Source organism: Micromonospora sp. NPDC005252, assembly GCF_042872475.1.
GTDB lineage: Bacteria > Actinomycetota > Actinomycetes > Mycobacteriales > Micromonosporaceae > Micromonospora.
Genome location: NZ_JBIAKN010000004.1, coordinates 170,116 through 186,974 on the forward strand (window position 1 = coordinate 170,116; position 16,859 = coordinate 186,974).

General features: G+C 71.0%; 14 protein-coding genes. 8 read left to right on the plus strand and 6 right to left on the minus strand.

Going from position 1 to position 16,859, the window contains the following annotated elements:
* Positions 1–92: 92 nt before the first annotated feature.
* Together ACFYPH_RS13800 and ACFYPH_RS13805 are read right to left on the minus strand one after the other, a co-directional pair.
* A complete protein-coding gene (locus ACFYPH_RS13800) occupies positions 93–1,115 on the minus strand; it encodes a DUF4331 family protein (RefSeq protein WP_354855028.1) in 1,023 nt (340 codons plus the stop codon).
* Positions 1,116–1,377: 262 nt separating this feature from the next.
* Positions 1,378–2,634, minus strand: a complete 1,257-nt coding sequence (locus tag ACFYPH_RS13805; RefSeq protein ID WP_354855029.1) for a family 16 glycosylhydrolase — start codon at positions 2,632–2,634, stop codon at positions 1,378–1,380.
* Positions 2,635–2,913: 279 nt separating this feature from the next.
* Here ACFYPH_RS13805 and ACFYPH_RS13810 point away from each other — a divergent pair, with 279 nt between their 5' ends.
* Complete coding sequence (locus ACFYPH_RS13810) at positions 2,914–3,312, plus strand: hypothetical protein (protein ID WP_354855030.1); 399 nt, start codon at positions 2,914–2,916, stop codon at positions 3,310–3,312.
* 12 nt (positions 3,313–3,324) lie between these two features.
* Here ACFYPH_RS13810 and ACFYPH_RS13815 read toward each other — a convergent pair whose 3' ends face one another.
* Together ACFYPH_RS13815 and ACFYPH_RS13820 are read right to left on the minus strand one after the other, a co-directional pair.
* Entirely contained in the window at positions 3,325–4,773 is a 1,449-nt protein-coding gene (locus ACFYPH_RS13815; protein ID WP_355068866.1) for an aminotransferase class V-fold PLP-dependent enzyme, read from the minus strand.
* Positions 4,763–6,511, minus strand: coding sequence for an ATP-binding cassette domain-containing protein (locus ACFYPH_RS13820; RefSeq protein ID WP_387181703.1), 1,749 nt, complete (start codon positions 6,509–6,511; stop codon positions 4,763–4,765). Before ACFYPH_RS13820 ends, ACFYPH_RS13815 begins: the two co-directional genes overlap by 11 nt.
* A gap of 158 nt (positions 6,512–6,669) precedes the next feature.
* Here ACFYPH_RS13820 and ACFYPH_RS13825 point away from each other — a divergent pair, with 158 nt between their 5' ends.
* The 6 genes from ACFYPH_RS13825 (at position 6,670) to ACFYPH_RS13850 (ending at position 13,740) form a co-directional block, all read left to right on the plus strand.
* Positions 6,670–7,062 (plus strand): PPOX class F420-dependent oxidoreductase, encoded by a 393-nt coding sequence (locus ACFYPH_RS13825; RefSeq protein ID WP_354855033.1) that lies wholly within the window; start codon positions 6,670–6,672, stop codon positions 7,060–7,062.
* Positions 7,063–7,148: 86 nt separating this feature from the next.
* Positions 7,149–7,844, plus strand: a complete 696-nt coding sequence (locus tag ACFYPH_RS13830) for an alcohol dehydrogenase catalytic domain-containing protein (RefSeq protein ID WP_354855034.1) — start codon at positions 7,149–7,151, stop codon at positions 7,842–7,844.
* Between the two features lie 523 nt (positions 7,845–8,367).
* Positions 8,368–9,915 carry a multiple monosaccharide ABC transporter ATP-binding protein gene (gene mmsA / locus ACFYPH_RS13835; RefSeq protein WP_355135975.1) on the plus strand — a complete coding sequence of 516 codons (1,548 nt, stop codon included), beginning with the start codon at positions 8,368–8,370 and terminating at the stop codon, positions 9,913–9,915.
* Positions 9,912–11,210, plus strand: coding sequence for a multiple monosaccharide ABC transporter permease (mmsB, locus tag ACFYPH_RS13840; protein ID WP_354855036.1), 1,299 nt, complete (start codon positions 9,912–9,914; stop codon positions 11,208–11,210). Before mmsA ends, mmsB begins: the two co-directional genes overlap by 4 nt.
* Before the next feature lie 51 nt (positions 11,211–11,261).
* On the plus strand, positions 11,262–12,365 hold the full coding sequence (locus tag ACFYPH_RS13845) for a sugar-binding protein (RefSeq protein WP_354855037.1): 1,104 nt from the start codon (positions 11,262–11,264) through the stop codon (positions 12,363–12,365).
* A gap of 112 nt (positions 12,366–12,477) precedes the next feature.
* Positions 12,478–13,740: an ROK family protein gene (locus ACFYPH_RS13850; RefSeq protein WP_387181709.1), complete on the plus strand. Its 1,263-nt coding sequence runs from the start codon at positions 12,478–12,480 to the stop codon at positions 13,738–13,740.
* On the opposite strand, the gene ACFYPH_RS13855 is transcribed toward ACFYPH_RS13850, so the two are convergent.
* Entirely contained in the window at positions 13,737–13,877 is a 141-nt protein-coding gene (locus tag ACFYPH_RS13855) for a hypothetical protein (RefSeq protein WP_354855038.1), read from the minus strand. The two genes, ACFYPH_RS13850 and ACFYPH_RS13855, sit on opposite strands and share 4 nt — an antisense overlap.
* Positions 13,878–13,951: 74 nt before the next feature.
* Positions 13,952–15,562 (minus strand): hypothetical protein, encoded by a 1,611-nt coding sequence (locus tag ACFYPH_RS13860; RefSeq protein WP_387181712.1) that lies wholly within the window; start codon positions 15,560–15,562, stop codon positions 13,952–13,954.
* A gap of 136 nt (positions 15,563–15,698) precedes the next feature.
* Between ACFYPH_RS13860 and ACFYPH_RS13865 the strand changes: the two genes are divergently transcribed.
* A complete protein-coding gene (locus ACFYPH_RS13865; protein WP_363939031.1) occupies positions 15,699–16,811 on the plus strand; it encodes a DNA glycosylase AlkZ-like family protein in 1,113 nt (370 codons plus the stop codon).
* Positions 16,812–16,859 lie beyond the last annotated feature (48 nt).

A 16,859-nucleotide genomic window follows, 5' to 3' on the forward strand; every position in this document is an offset into this window, starting at 1 on the left:
CGCCGCACCGCCTGCGGACCGACCTCTTCGGCGTGACCGAGGAGGTCGGTCCGCTTTAGGCGCGTCGTCGTGAATCGCCCATGGGATGCGGGTCAGGCCGGCACCACGTACGGGAACGCGTCGGCGCGGGCGGCCTTCGTGACGTCGGGCGTGAGGCCCGAGGTGGTGCCGGTGTTGAGGACCAGGGAGAACATCACCTCGGGCGCGTTGTCGGCCATGGTGCGGCCGTTGCGGACCGCGAAGCCGTAGTTCGCGGCCGTACCGACGGTGTACGAGAGCACGTCCGGGTAGAGCTGCCGGGCGACGCTCCAGCCGTACGCCTGCGGGTCCGGTGCGGTGCCGTTCGCCGCGACGACCCCGGCGACCGCGGTGGCGATCTCCTTTCCGTCCTCGGGCAGGTCCTGGCTGGGGTGCCGGAAGTTCGCCGGGTCTGAGAAGTCGGTGTCGTGCGGCCAGAAGATGGGCCACATCATGGGGTGGCCCGCGCGGTTGATCTGCCGCCACCCGCCCGCGTCGGTGGCCAGCAGGGTCCGACACCAGACGCCGATCTCGGTGCCCTCGCGCAGCAGCGGCTCGTCGTGGGAGACCTCCAGGACGATCGACTCGACTGTGGTGCCGGCGAAGCTGTTCTTGGCCTGGTCGACCCGCCACGCCGAGCGGTCCACCCGCGCGCCGTTCTTGACCGCCCCGTTGATCGTGGCGAGCTCGTCGAGGTCGACGTAGAACGGGTCGGTGATCCGGCCCGCCCAGATCCGTACGCGCTGCCCGGTCGTCACCTCGCCGGTCCTGCCCTGGGCGATGGGGGTTCCCATGGCGGCGTCATCGCGGGCGTCCGCGCCGGTGAGTTCGTACAGCTCCAGGGTCTGCGTGGCGTTGCCGTCCGGCTCGCCGAACGCGAATCGGTAGGCCAGCTCCTCCAGGTCCGAGCCGTTGAAGTGAATCTTGAACTCGTAGCGGGCCTCGGCGTGGAAGCCGCGCTTGATGTCGGCCTTGGTCACCGAGCTGTTGACGTCCATGACGAACACGGTGGTGCGGTCGCCGTTGAAGACGTACAGGTCGTCGATGTAGAGCTGACCGCCCTGGGCGGCGAGGGGGGTGTCAAGGTGGTGCGACATGGGCTCACTCCCGTAACGGCTATATCTGGATTAAACCGAACATAGCGGTCGGGTTTGTGGTCGCCCGGTCCATCGACCGAATCAGGCTGACCCGGTGGGCGGAGATGTCGCACGCGGCGGTGGGGGGGGGGGCGGGGGGGGGGGGGTGGGGGCCCCCCCCCCCCCCCCCCCCCCCGGGCCCCCGGGGGGGGGGGGGGGCCCCCCGGGGGGGGGGGCCCGGGGGGGGGGGCCCCCGCCCCCCCCACCGCTCGTGCCGGCCTCGTCAGAAGCGGGACCACTTCTGGTTGGCCGCGCCGAGGCAGTCCCACAGGTGCAGCTTGCCGCCGTTGTTGGGGTTGGCGTCCCGCACGTCCACGCACTTGTTGGCGCTCAGATTGACCAGGTCGCCCGCGCCGTTGAGCGTGAAGCGCTGGGCCGGATTGCCGTTGCAGCTGACCAGGTTGACCTCGGTGCCGTTGGCGGTGCCGGCCCAGGCCGGGTCCATGCACTTGCCCATCGCCCGCACGGTGCCGTCGGAGGCGAACGTCCACGCCTGCGCCGCGGTCGTGTTGCAGTCCCAGATCTGCAGCTTGGCGCCGTCGACCGGGTTGGCGCTCGGGATGTCGATGCAGCGCCCGCTCTGCGCTCCCCGGATCCGAGTGGTGCCGGGCGCCGGGTCGCCGCCGCCGGAGGTGTAGCTCGACACCCGGACGTAGTCGACAAGCATCTGCTGCGGGAACTGGGTGGAGCCGTCCGGGTAGCCGGGCCAGTTACCGCCGACCGCCACGTTGAGGATCATGAAGAACGGGTGGTCGAACACCCACCGGTTGCCGCCGAGTCGGGCGGGGTCGACCCGGTGGTACTGCACCCCGTCCAGGTACCAGGTGATCGCACCCGGCTCCCAGTCCACCCGGTAGTCGTGGAAGCCGTCGGCGAGCGGGCTGCCGAGGGTCCGGCTGCCGGTGATGCCGCCGCTACCGGAGTAGCCAGGCCCGTGCACCGTGCCGTAGACGGTGTTCGGCTCCCGGCCGATGTTCTCCATGACGTCGATCTCGCCGGCGTCGGGCCACCCGCCGCCGGTGCCGAGCATCCAGAACGCCGGCCAGATGCCCTGGCCGCGCGGGATCTTGATACGGGCCTCGAAGCGGCCGTACGTCTGGGTGAAGGTCGCCGCGGTCAGCAGCCGGGCCGAGGTGTACTCGCAGCGACCGTAGTGGCACTGGTAGTTGGCCGGGTTCTCCCGGCGGGCGGTGATGACGAGGTTGCCCTGGCCGTCGTGCACCGCGTTGCTGGTGCTGTTGGTGTAGTACTGCCGCTCGTTGTTGCCCCAGCCGCCGCCGCCGATGTCGAAGCGCCACTTGTTCTGGTCGACGGGCGTGCCGGCCGGGGCGTTGAACTCGTCCTGCCAGGTGAGCGGGCCGATGGCGGCCTCGGCCCGGTCGGACTGTCCCGGGAGGGTGAGGGAGGCGAGGGTGGTGACGAGGGCGACCGCCGCGAGGACGAGGGGACGCAGGCGGGATGGGGGGCGGGCTGTGAACACGGGAGGCTCCTCAGCGAGGTGGGTGGCGGAGGCGGCGCGTCGGAGAGTCTCGGAGAGCGCTCTCTAAAGCGAAGCATGTCGATATGAGGAATTTCTGTCAAGAGTGTTTCCAATGCGACGACGGTCCGTTACCGCCTGATCGCACCCCTCGATAGCGGTCGAATCGACCCTTCCTATTGCCGTGGAGCGTCCACGCGGGACAGGATGACGAGGTCCGCAGGAAACCTCCCCGTAACCTGCGTGCTGCTGGTCTCTGTCACAAGGAAGTGGGAGTCAGTCATGAGCGACGCGTCGACGGCGCTGGGTGTGCGCCTCTACCCGGACCTGGTCGAGCGGGGTGGCCTCGCCCCCGCGCTCATCGAGACCGCTGCCCACCACCAGCTCGACGTCGGGCGGGTGACCGCCCCCGAGCAGGGGCGCGCCCGGTTCACCTGCGCCGAGCTGCACTCCGATCAGGGTGTGGTCTGCATCGGGCTGGGTTCGCAGGCCCGATACTTCATGATCGACCTCCGGTCCGCGGGCGAGGTTCTCGCGCGCGGTGACTGCATGGACCTCGTCCAGGTCGTCCAGGTGGCCGCGGCCTGGCGGGCCGGGCTGACGCTCGCCGAACTGACCGCCCGCTTCGCGTTCATGGAGGAGATCAAGCACCGCCCGGCGTCGGTGCCGCAGGCCGTCTAGCCCGCGGGCGCGTCAGCAGCGCAGGCGGGGAGGCAGCGGCGGCTCGGCGCCGACCTCCCGGTCGAGGTAGGACGCCTCGACGAAGGCGAGGAAGCGTTGCGCGTCGGAGGCGTTGGAGGCCAGGCCGAACGAGACCCGGACCGCGCCGCCGGTCGGCAGCCGCAGCGCGCCGAGGTACTCATCGATCGTGTCGACCCGCGCGAGCAGCCCTCGCCGCAACGAGGTCCCGCTGATCTCGAACGCGCCCTCACCGGCTCCCGGGTTGCAGAAGCAGCCGGTCCGCAGCGAGAAGCCGGCCGCGGCGGACTCCCGCGCGACAAGTCGCTCGTCCACCGGGGACCCGTCCGGGCGCAGGACGTTGAACGTCACGGTGCCGCCCCGACCCACGCCCGTCGTCGGCCCGTACACCCGCACCAACGGTTCGCCGGTGCGGTGCCGCAGCGCGGACAGGCGGCCCAGCAGCCACTCGGTGAGCAGCCCGACCCGGGTGTGCACGAGGTCCACGCCGATCGAGTCGAGCCACCGCAGCCCGAACTCGACATCCGGGATGCTCAGGAAGTTGAGCGTGCCGTCCTCGAACGCCGACTCGTCGTCCATCGAGCGGTGCCAGTCGCCCTGCACGCTGACCGCGCGGATGGTGCCGCCGGCGAACCACGGCCGGCGCAGCCGGGCCAGCGCGTCGCGGCGGGCCAGCAGCGCGCCGACGCCGGTCGGGTAGCCGAAGAGCTTGTACCAGCTCAGGCAGACGAAGTCGGGTCGGACGGCACGCAGATCCAGCCGGTTCGTCGCGGCGAACGCGGCGGCGTCCAGCAACACGTCGTAGCCGTGCCGGTGGGCCAGCTCGACCCAGTCCAACGGATGCTGCACGCCGGAGAAGTTGCTCTGCGCCGGGTACGCGAACAGTCCACGGCGACCGGACCGCCCCCGCCGCCCGGCGTCGAGCACCGTGACCAGGTCGGACTCGGCGACCCGCAGCTCCGGCCCGCTCAGCGGCACGTACCGCACCGGCGCGTCGGCCGCCCGGGCGTACTCCCGGATGCCGTTGACCGAGTTGTGGTTGTCCCAGGTCAGCGCGAACGGCGCGGCCGGGCCGAAGTCGTACGCCTCGCCGACCAGTCGACAGGCGCCGCTGGCGTTCGGGGTGAAGATCACCGCGTACTCGGCCGGGTCGGCGTGGAAGAAGTCGAGCACCGCCCGCCGGGTCGACTCCACCAGCGACCCGGCCGCCACGCTGGTGGGGCTCTCCGAGTGCGGATTGCCGTAGAGGCTCGCCAGCAGCCGGTCGTGGTGCGCCCGCACCTGAGCCTGCGCGGTCACCCCGGCGCCGGCGTAGTCGAGGTAGACCTGGCCGTGCCGGTCGAGGTGCTGGTACTCGGTGGCGCGCAGCTCGTCGATCCGGGCGGTGTCGGCGTACCCGGGCAGCGCCGCAGGTGAGGGGAAAGGGGCGTGCTCAGGACGCACGGCGGGCCTCCCGGCGCTCCAGGACCGCCCACGCGGCGGCGAGGAAGAGCAGCACGAACCCGCCGAGCACCAGCCAGTCGACCCAGATCGGCCGGGAGAAGCTGTCGCCGTACGTCTGCAACAGCGGCGGGCCGAGCGGCGAGCCGCCGTCGCGCCACAGCCGCTCCACCCCGGCGGTGTGCCCCAGCCCCTCGAACGCCCACCGGTTCGACATCGCGTAGCTGAGCCACCGGCCGCCGGTCGCCATGGCCGGCACCGGCAGGATCGCCCCGACGAACAGCACCTGCGGGAAGCACAGCATCGGCAGCATGAGCGTCGCCTGGGCCGCGTCGGAGACGGCCGCCGAGCAGAGCAGGCCGAGCGCGAGCGCGGCCGCCGAGGAGAGCAGCAGGGTCGCGTACAGGGCCGCGAAGTCGCCGCCGTCGACCGGGGGCAGCCGGTCCATGCCCCGCAGCACCCCGAGCAGGGCCAGATCCACCAGGGCGAGCAGCGGCAGCAGCACCGCGACCTTCGCCAGCAGGTACGGGAGCAGCCGGACACCGGCAAGCCGCTCCCGACGCAGGATCGGCAACTCCGTGCAGATCTGGAGCAGCCCGTAGGTCAACCCGAAGAAGAAGCCGCCGAACGCGATCCAGAACAGGATCATCACGGTGACGGTCGGGCGGGGGTTCGCCGAGTCGAAGGCACCGGGGCGAAACAGCAGCGCGAACATGCCGAGCACCATGAGGGGCGAGCCGAGCAGGATCGCCAGCGTCAGCCGGTTGCGGGCGACGATCTCCGCGTTGCGCGCGGTGAGGAGCATCCACTGACGCAACCGGCCGACCCGCCGTGCGGCACTCCCGCCCGGGTGGTCGGTCCCGCCCGGGTGCTCCGTGGTGCCCGGATCGCTCCCAGCGCGGGGCGGGCCGGCCGGGCCCGGGTCGACCGTGTCGGCGGCCCGGTCGGCGTCGCGGTACGCGGCGAAGCGCTCGGGCCACCCGGCCGGGTCGGACTCCTCGTCAAGCCGCAGGTGCACCTCCGCCAAGGACCGCAGGCCGAAGAACTCCCGGGCGGCGGCGGGCGTGCCGGCGTAGGCCAACCGGCCCTGGCGGGTCAGCACGACGACCCGGTCGCAACGGTCCACGTCGGTGATCTGGTGGGTGGTGAGCACGACAGTGGTCCCGGCGTCGGCGAGGGTACGCAGCACCCGGAGCAGTTCCACGGCGATCGCCGGGTCCAGCCCGGAGGTGGGCTCGTCGAGGAAGAACACGCCGGGTCGGGTCAGCAGCTCGACGGCGATGCTGGCGCGCTTGCGCTCACCGCCGCTGAGGCGGCCCACCGGCACGTCGGCCCGCTCGGTGAGCCGCAGGTCGGCGAGCACCGCGGCGACCCGACCCGACGCCTCGGCCGGGCCGGTCCCGGAGGGCAGGCGCAGCCGGGCCGCGTAGTGCAGGGTGCGGGCCGGCGGTAGCTCGCAATGGATGATGTCGTCCTGCGGGACGAAGCCGACCGCGCCCGGCGCGGCGCTGCCGTCGTACGCCACGGTGCCCGCAGCCGGTCGGCGGACCCCGGCCAGCGTCTCCAGCAGGGTGGTCTTGCCGGCGCCGCTGACCCCGATGATCGCGACCAGCTCGCCCGGCGCGATGGTCAGGGAGATGTCGTCCAGGATGCGCTGTCCACCTCGGACACTCTGGCCCAGGCCGTCGGCCACGATGGCGACGCCGGTACGCGGTGGTGCGGCGGTCTGCTCGGTCGTCATGTCGAGGGTGCCCGATCCGGTCGGTGACGTGGTACGCCTGACATCGTGCCTCGCCGATGCTACGTCGCGCCCCGGGCGCCGCCGGGGCCTCGATCACGACGTGCGACTGTTGCCGGGCGACCAACGCGAGGTTGGACGCCACCGGAAAGGACCGGCACGTGAACCTGCCCGATGACCTGCTCGCCCTGCTGCGCGCGCCGAGCACCTGCTACCTGACGACGCTGATGCCGGACGGCTCGCCGCAGCTCACCCAGACATGGGTGGACACCGACGGCACGCACATCCTGATCAACACGGTGGAGACGCACCAGAAGACGCGCAACGCCCGCCGGGACCCCCGGGTCGCCGTGGCGATCTCCGACCCGGACAAGCCGGGCCGCTACCACGAGGTCCGGGGCCGGGTGGTCGACCTGAGCACCGAGGGCGCAGCCGAGCACATCGAGCGGCTGGCCCAGCGCTACCTCGATGGGCCGTACCCGTGGTTCGGCGGCCGCGACCAGGTCCGGATCATCCTGACCATCGAGGCCGACCGGGTCCGCTCGATGGGCTGACCGGCCCGCCTGCCGCCCGACATCGCGACAGCATGAACGACCCGACCGGGGGAAGACCGACACTCCACCACCGGAAGGGGGTCGGGATGAGAGCCGTCGTCTACGCGGACGTCCGGACCGTCGCGGTGCGGGAGGTGCCCGACGCGACGCTGGAGGCGCAGACCGACGCGCTCGTGCGGGTCACCTCCACCGCGCTGTGCGGCACCGACCTGCACATGTACGACGGGCGCACCGGCGCCGACCCCGGGCTGGTGCTCGGTCACGAACCGCTGGGCGTGGTGCAGGAGGTCGGCTCGGCGGTGCAGACCGTGCGTCCGGGCACCCGCGTGGTGATCCCCACCCACCTGTTCTGCGGCACCTGTGTGATGTGCGCCCGCGGGCTCTCGGCAGCCTGCCTGCGGGCCCGGGCCGAGGGGCCGGGCGCCGCGTACGGCTACGCCGGGATGGGCCCGTACCGGGGCGCCCAGGCCGACCTGCTGCGCGTGCCGTGGGCCGACGCGAACTGCGTGCCCGTCCCGGGGGAGCCGGGTGACGCGCACGAGGACGACTTCGTGCTGCTCGCCGACGCGTTCGTCACCGGTTGGCACGCCGCGGCCACCCTCGCCGGAGTCCAGGCCGGCGACACCGTGGCCGTGCTGCTGCGCGACCTGGTCGTCGCGGGTCGTGCCCGGCCCGGGGTGATCGTGACCCACCACGGCACCCTCGCGGACGCGCCGGAGCTGTACCGCAGCTTCGACCGTCGGGAGAACGGGGTGATCAAGGCGGTGCTGCGCCCGAGCTGACCGGCCGGCGGATCGTGCCGTTTGGACCTGATCCGCACGTAAGGGACGTTCAGCCTCCCTGGTGGTGCGCGTGACGAGATCACCGTCGTCGATCCGCCCCGCCGTGGGAGGCGTGGGTCACACCGCCGGCCGAGGGTGGTCGTCGCCCCCTGGGGGCGGTGCCGGCGGCGCCGCGCGATCACGATCGCTCGATGGCGGCGTACTCGCGGGTAGGTCGCGCTTCGTCCGGCCGGCGGGGATCGTGCCTGGTGGCGGGCCTGGTAGCAGCGACCGGAGACGATCATCCTTCGGTCCCGCATTTGACAACGTTGCCACCGACAGGCCATGGTGCCACGAGGGGCTGCGGGGGCGGCTGTGACGGGCGAACACTCTGCTACGTCTATATTGCCGGATTGTTACATTTTCAACAGGCCCTCGCCTTGCGGATGGGCTGTTCGCCGCAATACGTTGCCGTCAACAACAAAACCGAGTGAAGGTTCAACCTTCCGGAGGCAACGATGACGTTGGCGAGGTGGTACGAGCGATGAACGACGTGCCGACCCTCCTTGAGATGCGCTCCATCACCAAGGAGTTCCCCGGAGTCAAGGCCCTCTCCGACGTCAACCTGGTGGTTCGCGCCGGCGAGATCCATGCCATCTGCGGCGAGAACGGTGCGGGCAAGTCCACGCTGATGAAGGTCCTCAGCGGGGTCTACCCGTACGGAAGCTACGACGGCCAGATCATCTACCAGGGGTCGGAGAGCAGGTTCTCCGACATCCGGGCCAGTGAGAACGCCGGAATCGTGATCATCCACCAGGAGCTCGCGCTCATCCCGGGCATGTCGATCGCCGAGAACATCTTCCTCGGCAACGAGCCGCGCAAGCACGGCGCGATCGACTGGAAGGCCGCCAACCGGATGGCGCTGGACCTGATGGCCCGGGTCGGCCTCCAGGAGGACCCGGACACCCTGATCAAGGACATCGGTGTCGGCAAGCAGCAGCTTGTGGAGATCGCCAAGGCGTTCGCCAAGGACGTGAAGCTGCTCATCCTGGACGAGCCGACGGCGGCGCTGAACGAGGCGGACTCCAAGCACCTGCTGGATCTGCTGCGGGGGTTCCGCTCGCGCGGCATCACCTCGATCATGATCTCGCACAAGCTGAACGAGATCGAGGCGATCGCCGACCAGATCACCATCCTGCGCGACGGCCGGACCGTGGAGACCCTCGACGTCAAGGCGGACGGGGTCGACGAGGACCGGATCGTGCGGGGCATGGTCGGCCGCGAGCTGGCCAGCCGGTTCCCGGACCACACCCCGAACATCGGCGAGGTCTTCTTCGAGGTCCGCAACTGGAACGTCCGGCACCCGATCTCCGCCGAGCGCCAGGTCTGCAAGGACGAGAGCTTCGTGGTGCGCCGCGGCGAGATCGTCGGCTTCGCCGGCCTGATGGGCGCGGGCCGCACGGAACTCGCGATGAGTGTGTTCGGCCGCTCCTACGGGGTGTACGAGTCGGGCACGATCATCAAGGACGGCAAGGAGATCGTCCTGAAGTCGGTCGCGGACGCGATCGACAACGGGCTCGCGTACGTCAGCGAGGACCGCAAGGCGATCGGCCTCAACCTGCTCGACGACATCAAGTCGTCGACGGTGGCCGCCAAGCTGTCCAAGATCTCCCACCGCGGCGTCCTGAACGAGGTCGAGGAGTACCAGGCGGCCGAGGCGTACCGCAAGGAGTTGCGGACCAAGGCCCCGACTGTCGACGAGAGCGTCTCCAAGCTCTCCGGCGGCAACCAGCAGAAGGTCGTCCTGGCGAAGTGGATGTTCACCGACCCGGACCTGCTGATCCTCGACGAGCCGACGCGCGGTATCGACGTGGGCGCCAAGTACGAGATCTACGGCATCATCCAGCGGCTCGCCGACCAGGGGAAGGGCGTCGTCGTCATCTCCTCGGAGCTGCCTGAGCTGATCGGGCTCTGCGACCGCATCTACACCGTGTTCGAAGGCGCCATCACGGGCGAGATCGCCCGGGCGGACGCCACCCCGGAAAACCTCATGAAGCAGATGACCTCGACGAAGAAGATGCTGACACGATGAGCCGATTGAAGGACCTTCAGAAGAACCTGTTCGGAGGTACCACCTCCAACGCTCGCCAGTTCGGGATGATCTTCACCCTGGTGGCGATCGTCGTCCTGTTCCAGATCCTGACCGACGGCCTCACCCTGCGGTCGGACAACCTGATCGCGCTGTTCCAGCAGAACTCGTACATTCTGATCCTGGCCATCGGCATGCTCATGGTGATCGTGGCCGGGCACATCGACCTCTCGGTCGGCTCCGTCGCCGCCTTCGCGGGCATCCTGGTCGCCAAGTCGATGGCCGAGTGGAACCTGCCCTGGCCTGCCGCCATCCTGTTCGGTCTCGTGATCGGCGCGGCGATCGGCGCCTGGCAGGGCTTCTGGGTGGCGTACATCGGGGTGCCGGCGTTCATCGTCACCCTGGCCGGCATGCTGCTGTTCCGCGGCGGCAACCAGTTCATCGGTAACGCGCAGAGCATTCCGGTGCCGGAGGGCTTCCGGGAGATCGGCGCCGGCTTCCTGCCGGAGTTCGGCCCGGACACCGGCTACAACAACGCCACGCTGCTGCTCGGTCTGGCCGCGGCGGTGGCCGTGGTGTGGCGGGAACTGCAGGCCCGCAAGACCCGTCGGGCGATGGACGCCGACCCGGCGCCGATGTGGATCTCGATCCTGCGGATGGCCATCATGGTCGGGGTCATCGCCTTCGCGTCGCTGCGCTTCGCCAGCGGTCGGGTCGGCACCAGCTTCCCGATCTCCGGCATCATCCTGCTGGTCCTGGTGATCGCGTACTCCTTCTACACCCGCAACACGGCCGGTGGCCGGCACATCTACGCGGTGGGCGGCAACTCCCGGGCCGCCGAGCTGTCCGGCGTGAAGCTCAAGCGGGTCAACTTCTTCGTCATGATGAACATGTCCGTCCTGGCCGCGCTGGCCGGCATGATCTTCGTGGCCCGTTCGGCGGCCTCCGGTCCGCAGGACGGCAACGGCTGGGAGCTGGACGCCATCGCCGCGGTCTTCATCGGTGGCGCGGCCGTCTCCGGTGGTATCGGCACCATCAGCGGCTCGATCGTCGGTGGTCTCGTCATGGCCGTGCTCAACAACGGCCTCCAGCTGATGGGCGTCGGCACCGACCGCGTCCAGATCATCAAGGGTCTGGTCCTGCTGCTGGCCGTCGCGATCGACGTCTACAACAAGAGCCAGGGGCGCTTCTCCATCGTCGGGAGCCTGATGCGACCGTTCCGTCGCGACGACTCCGCCCCACCCGCCTCACCGCCGGACGCGGAGCGCGAGCCCGCCAAGGCAGCGGTGTCCGGCTGACGGCCACCGACCTCTCCACCCGTCTCACATCTAGAAAGGCAAGTCCTCACCATGCGTAAATTCTTCGGCACGTCGGTGGTCGCGGTAAGCGCCGCCGCCATGCTGGCCCTGGCCGGTTGCGGCTCCGGCCGCGACGGCGACTCCAACAGCAAGGGCGGCGACGCCAAGGGCTTCGCGGCGAACTCGCTGATCGGTGTCGCCCTGCCGGCCAAGACCTCCGAGAACTGGGTTCTCGCCGGTGACCTGTTCACCAACGGTCTCAAGGAGGCCGGTTTCCAGGGTGACGTGCAGTACGCTGGCGCGTCGACCACGGTCGCCGACCAGCAGGCCCAGATCACCGCCATGGTGACCAAGGGCGCGAAGGTCATCGTCATCGGCGCGACCGACGCCGCGCAGCTGTCGACCCAGGTCGCCGCGGCCCACCAGGCCGGCGTGAAGGTCATCGCGTACGACCGTCTGATCAAGAACACGCCGGACCTCGACTACTACGTCGCGTTCGACAACTTCAAGGTCGGCCAGCTCCAGGGCCAGGCCCTGCTGGACGGCATGAAGGCCAAGAAGCCGAACGGCCCGTACAACATCGAGCTGTTCTCCGGCTCGCCGGACGACAACAACGCCGGTGTCTTCTTCGACGGCGCGATGAGCGTGCTCAAGCCGGAGATCGACAAGGGCACCGTCGTCGTCGCCTCGGGTCAGAAGGACGTCAAGCAGACCGCCATCCAGGGCTGGAAGGCCGAGGGTGCGCAGGCCCGCATGGACCAGCTGCTGACCTCCACCTACGGTGGCAAGACGCTGGACGGCGTCCTGTCCCCGAACGACACGCTGGCCCGCGCCATCCTGACCTCGGTCAAGGGTGCCGGCAAGCCGATCCCGGTCGTCACCGGCCAGGACTCCGAGGTCGAGTCGGTCAAGTCGATCGTCGCTGGCGAGCAGTACATGACGATCAACAAGGACACCCGCAACCTGGTGAAGGAGACCATCAACATGGTCAAGGCTCTCCAGGCTGGCAACGCCCCGCAGGTGAACGACACCAAGTCCTACAACAACGGCAGCAAGGTCGTGGACACGTTCCTGCTCCCGCCGGTCGCCGTCACCAAGGCGAACGCGGCCGAGGCGTACGCGAACGACCCGAAGCTCGCGCCGCTCACCAAGTAATCACCGCACGGTAGGTAGTAACGCCGATGGGTCCCGGGTCTCCTCTACCGGGACCCATCGTCGTCCCTGCACCCCCACACCAACCTGCACCGACCCGGAAGGAGGTCTGACCGTGGCGACACCAGTACGGTCCAGGCCAGCCGGCGTCGGCCGCAACACCGAATCCCCGCTGCCCTCGGTCCCCGGCGCGAGCCAGGAGGAGATCCGGCGGCAGAACCTCGGCGCCGTGCTGCGCTACGTGCACCTGCACGGGCCGACGTCGCGGGCCGAGCTGACCAGCCGCCTCGGCCTCAACCGCAGCACCATCGGCGCGCTCGCCGCCGACCTGACCGCCAGCGGCCTCGTCACCGAGGAGGCGCCGACCACCGCCCGGCGGGCCGGCCGTCCCTCCCTGGTGGTCAGCCCCCGCTCCGACCGGGTCTACGCGCACGCGCTCAGCATCGACGCCGACCGGCTGCGCGCGGCGCGGGTCGGCCTCGGCGGTCGCATCCTCGACCGGCGCGAGGTCGCCCGTCCCGGTGGCATGTCGGCGGTCGACACCGTCGGCCCGCTGGCCGATCTCGTTCGCGACATGGAACGCGGCGTCGCCTCCGACGCGCTGCTGGTCGGGGGAGCGGTCGCCGTCACCGACACCACCCGCGACCCGGACGGCAGGCTCCGGATCGTCGGCGTCGACGAGGGCCTCAGCGTGGCGCTGGAGGCCGAACTCACCGCCGGCCCGGGGTTCGTGGCCGGCGACCTCGCCGACATCGCGGGCCTGGCGGAGCACATCCGGGGCGTGGCCCCCGGCATCGACGACCTCATCTACCTGCACGGCGACCTGGGCATCAGCGCCGGCATCGTCGTCGGCGGCCGGTTGATGATCGGCCACCGGGGTCACAGCGGCAAGGTCGGCCACATGGTCGTCAACCCGAATGGCCTGCCGTGCGGCTGCGGCTCTCGTGGCTGCTGGGAGACCGAGATCGGTGAAGCCGCGCTGCTGCGCCACGCCGGCCGCGACCCGGACGACCGCGCCGCCGTGACCGAGGTGCTGCGCGCGGCGGCGGACGGCGATCCGGCCGCCCGCCGGGCCGTCGAGCAGGTCGCCGACTGGCTCGGCTTCGGCGTGGCCAACCTGGTGAACGTGGTCAATCCCGACGCCGTGGTGTTCGGTGGCTCGCTGCGCGACATCTTCATCGCCGGCGCGGACACGGTGCGGCGACGGCTGGACGCCATGCCGCTGCCGGCCTCCCGCGAGCACCTGCGGCTGCGCGCGGCGGCGCTCGGCCGCGACGCCGTCCTGATCGGCGCCGCCGAGTTGGCCTTCGACAAGCTGTTGGCCGATCCGCTCAACGTTGGCGTCGCCGGTCAGTCGGGTTCCGCCGGCCCGGTCTAGGCGATCTGCCGTACCACGCTGGTCCCGTTGCCCGGCCGGGACTCCCAGGCCCAGGACTCGTGCAGCTCCAGGCCGACCTCGCCGGCCACCACATCCGCCAGGGCGGCGAACCGCCGGCCGTCCAACGAGATCGTCACGCCCACCGAATCTAGTCGGCCCGATGTCGAGGCGTACGCGCCCCCGGTGGTCGGGCCACCGGGGGCGCGGTCGATCATCCGGCGGGACGCAGCACCCGCCCAGGGCCGGCTGCGTTGTCGGCGGCAGCCTGGGTGCGCTGAGCCCCGGTGACGCAGACGTCGTCGCCGATGAACGCTTCGCGCCAGACGTAGCCGGCGACGCAGGTGTGCGGGCCGTACGGGCCGCTGACCCACCGGCTCGCCGCGACCGCGTTGTCCGCGAGCACCTGGGAGCGGGTCGCGCCGGTGACGCAGACGTAGTCGGACTGGTCGGCGTCGCGCCAGACGTATCCGCTGACGCAGGTGTTCGGACCGGACACCAGCCGGGCCGGGTTGCGCCGGGAGGCGGCGGCCGCGTTGTCGGCGGCGGCCTGGCTGCGCTGAGCCCCGGTGACACAGACGTCGTCCCCGGCGTACGCCTCGCGCCAGACGTAGCCGGCGACGCAGGTGTGCGGGCCGTACGGGCCGTTCACCCAGCGGCTGGCCGCGGCGGCGTTGTCCGCCCACACCTGGCTGCGGGTGGCGCCGGTGACGCAGACCAGGTCGCCGGCGCGGGCCTCGCGCCAGACGTAGCCCTGGAGGCAGCGGTTGACCACGTCGGTGGTCACGGTCACCGAGGCGGCGTCGCCGGAGAGCCAGTTCACGCCGATCTGCACGCCGTTGGCGTTGAGTGACTGGGCCGGCCCGCCGCCGGGGCCGGTGCGCAGCAGGGTGGGGGTGCCGTCGCGGACCTCGTGCAGCAGCACCGTGTCGACGGGGATGCCCGCGCTCCAGCCGGTCTTGCGGCGGAACTCGACGGTGTAGTAGTGGAAGAGGTCGGCCGGGTCGAACGGGATCCGGACCAGCTGCGGGCCGCTCGCGGCGGGCACCTCCAGCGGGGCCAGGGTCAGGGTGCGGGAGCCGATCCCGTCAGCGGCCATGGTGAACACCCGGTTCTTCGGCAGCCAGCCCAACTCGTCGCGGTGCGGCCCGTTGAGCCCGACCGCGCTGGTGCCGTAGTTCGCGGTGCCGAAGGCGTGGATGTGCATGGCGCTCATCTCGTCCCACGGGTCGTCGTACTCGCCCGGTTGGGACCACGGCGCGTTCTGGTACGTGGTGTCGTTGGAGAAGGAGTGCCCCAGGTTGTAACCGTGCAGCATCTCGTGCGCGGCGAAGCCGACGTTCCAGGCGCCCGGGTCGAGGAGCACCCGGCCGCCGGCCGCGCCGGAATCCACCCAGTCGTTGAGCATGACCGCGATCCGGTTGCCGGCGGGCACCGCGTAACCGGCGGTCGCCGCCGTGTCCACGCAGCGCTGGATCCGGGTCCACCTGTCGATCGACCCGAACTGGGCAAGCGTGTACGGCATCGTGTACCAGCCCCGCACGACCGAGCCGGCCAGCGACACCCGACCACCGGACTGGTCGGCGAGGTAGTCGGCGACCCCGCCGGTGCCGGCCCCGGCGGCGGTGAGGAAGTTGGCGAAGTGCGACGGCGGTTGGGGCTCCGCCGGCTTGTCGCTGAACTTGCACAGCAGCACCGACCATGCGGTCGCGTTGCGGATCGGGCTGGCCGTCGCCGGGGCGGCCGGCACCGCGACCGCGCCCAGCACGGCGCAGGCGAGCGCCACGGCCGACGCGGCGACCCGACGGAGGATTCTGGGCTTCACACGTACGCTCCCATCTCTGCGGCCCGGCCAACCCGGGCCCGGGGTCCACATCGGAGCACCGTGGGTGAGTGAATCGGCACGTTGAGTCGAGTTGGCGACGGGCCGGAATCCGACTTCGCCGAGCGGAGTGATGTCGGTGCGCGCCGCTAAGCTCGGCGGCGTGGTCGTCCACCAACTCGACAGGGCACAGGCCCGGCGGATCGCCGTCCGCGCCCAACTGCTGGCCGCCCCGCGCCCGACCGACCTGCTGGCGGTGGTCCGACAACTGACCCTGGTGCAGATCGACCCGACCGCCGCCGTCGCGCCGAGCGCGGACCTGGTCTGCTGGAGTCGGCTCGGCTCGTCGTACCAGCCGGAGCGGCTGCGGCGGGCCCTGGAACGGGACCGGACGCTCTTCGAATACCAGGCGATGGTGCGCCCGATGGAGGATCTGGGGCTCTATCTGGCCGCGATGGCGCAGTGGCCCTCGCACGAGCGGCAGCGCGAGTGGCTGCGCGCCAACGACTCGTTCCGCCGAAACGTGCTCGACCGGCTCGCCGCCGACGGGCCGCTGCTCTCCCGGGACATCCCGGACACGTGCGTGGTGCCCTGGCCGTCGTCCGGCTGGACCAACAACCGCAACGTCACCCAGATGCTGGAGTTCCTGGTCCTGCGCGGCGAGGTCGCGATCGCCGGTCGCCAGGGCCGGCAACGACTCTGGGGCGTGGCGCAGCGGGTTTACCCGGCTGGCACGCCGGTGGTCCCGCTGGAGCAGGCACGCCGGGCCCGCGACGAGCGGCGGCTGCGGGCCCTGGGCATCGCGCGGGAGAGGGCGATGGTCGTTCCGGGTGAGCCGGCGGACGTCGGCGCCGCCGGGGAGCCGGCGGTCGTCGAGGGCGTCCCGGGCGTCTGGCGGGTGGATCCGGCCGCGCTCGGGCAGCCCTTCGCCGGGCGTACGGCGGTGTTGTCGCCCTTCGACCGGCTGGTGCACGACCGGGTCCGTCTCGCCGAGCTCTTCGAGTACGAGTACGTGCTGGAGATGTACAAGCCGAAGGCCAGCCGGCGGTGGGGCTACTTCGCGTTGCCGATCCTGCACGGCGACTCGCTGGTCGGGAAGGTCGACGCGACGGCCGACCGTCGGCGCGGCACGTTCACGGTGCACGCCGTCCACGAGGACGTGCCCTTCACCGCGGAGCTGACCCGAGCCGTGCACGACGAGCTGCGTGACCTCGCGTCCTGGCTCAAACTGACCGCCGAGGGTCTGCGCTGACGGGTGATCGCCGAGGCCCCCGTGGCTCCGGCGATCACCCGCCCCCGA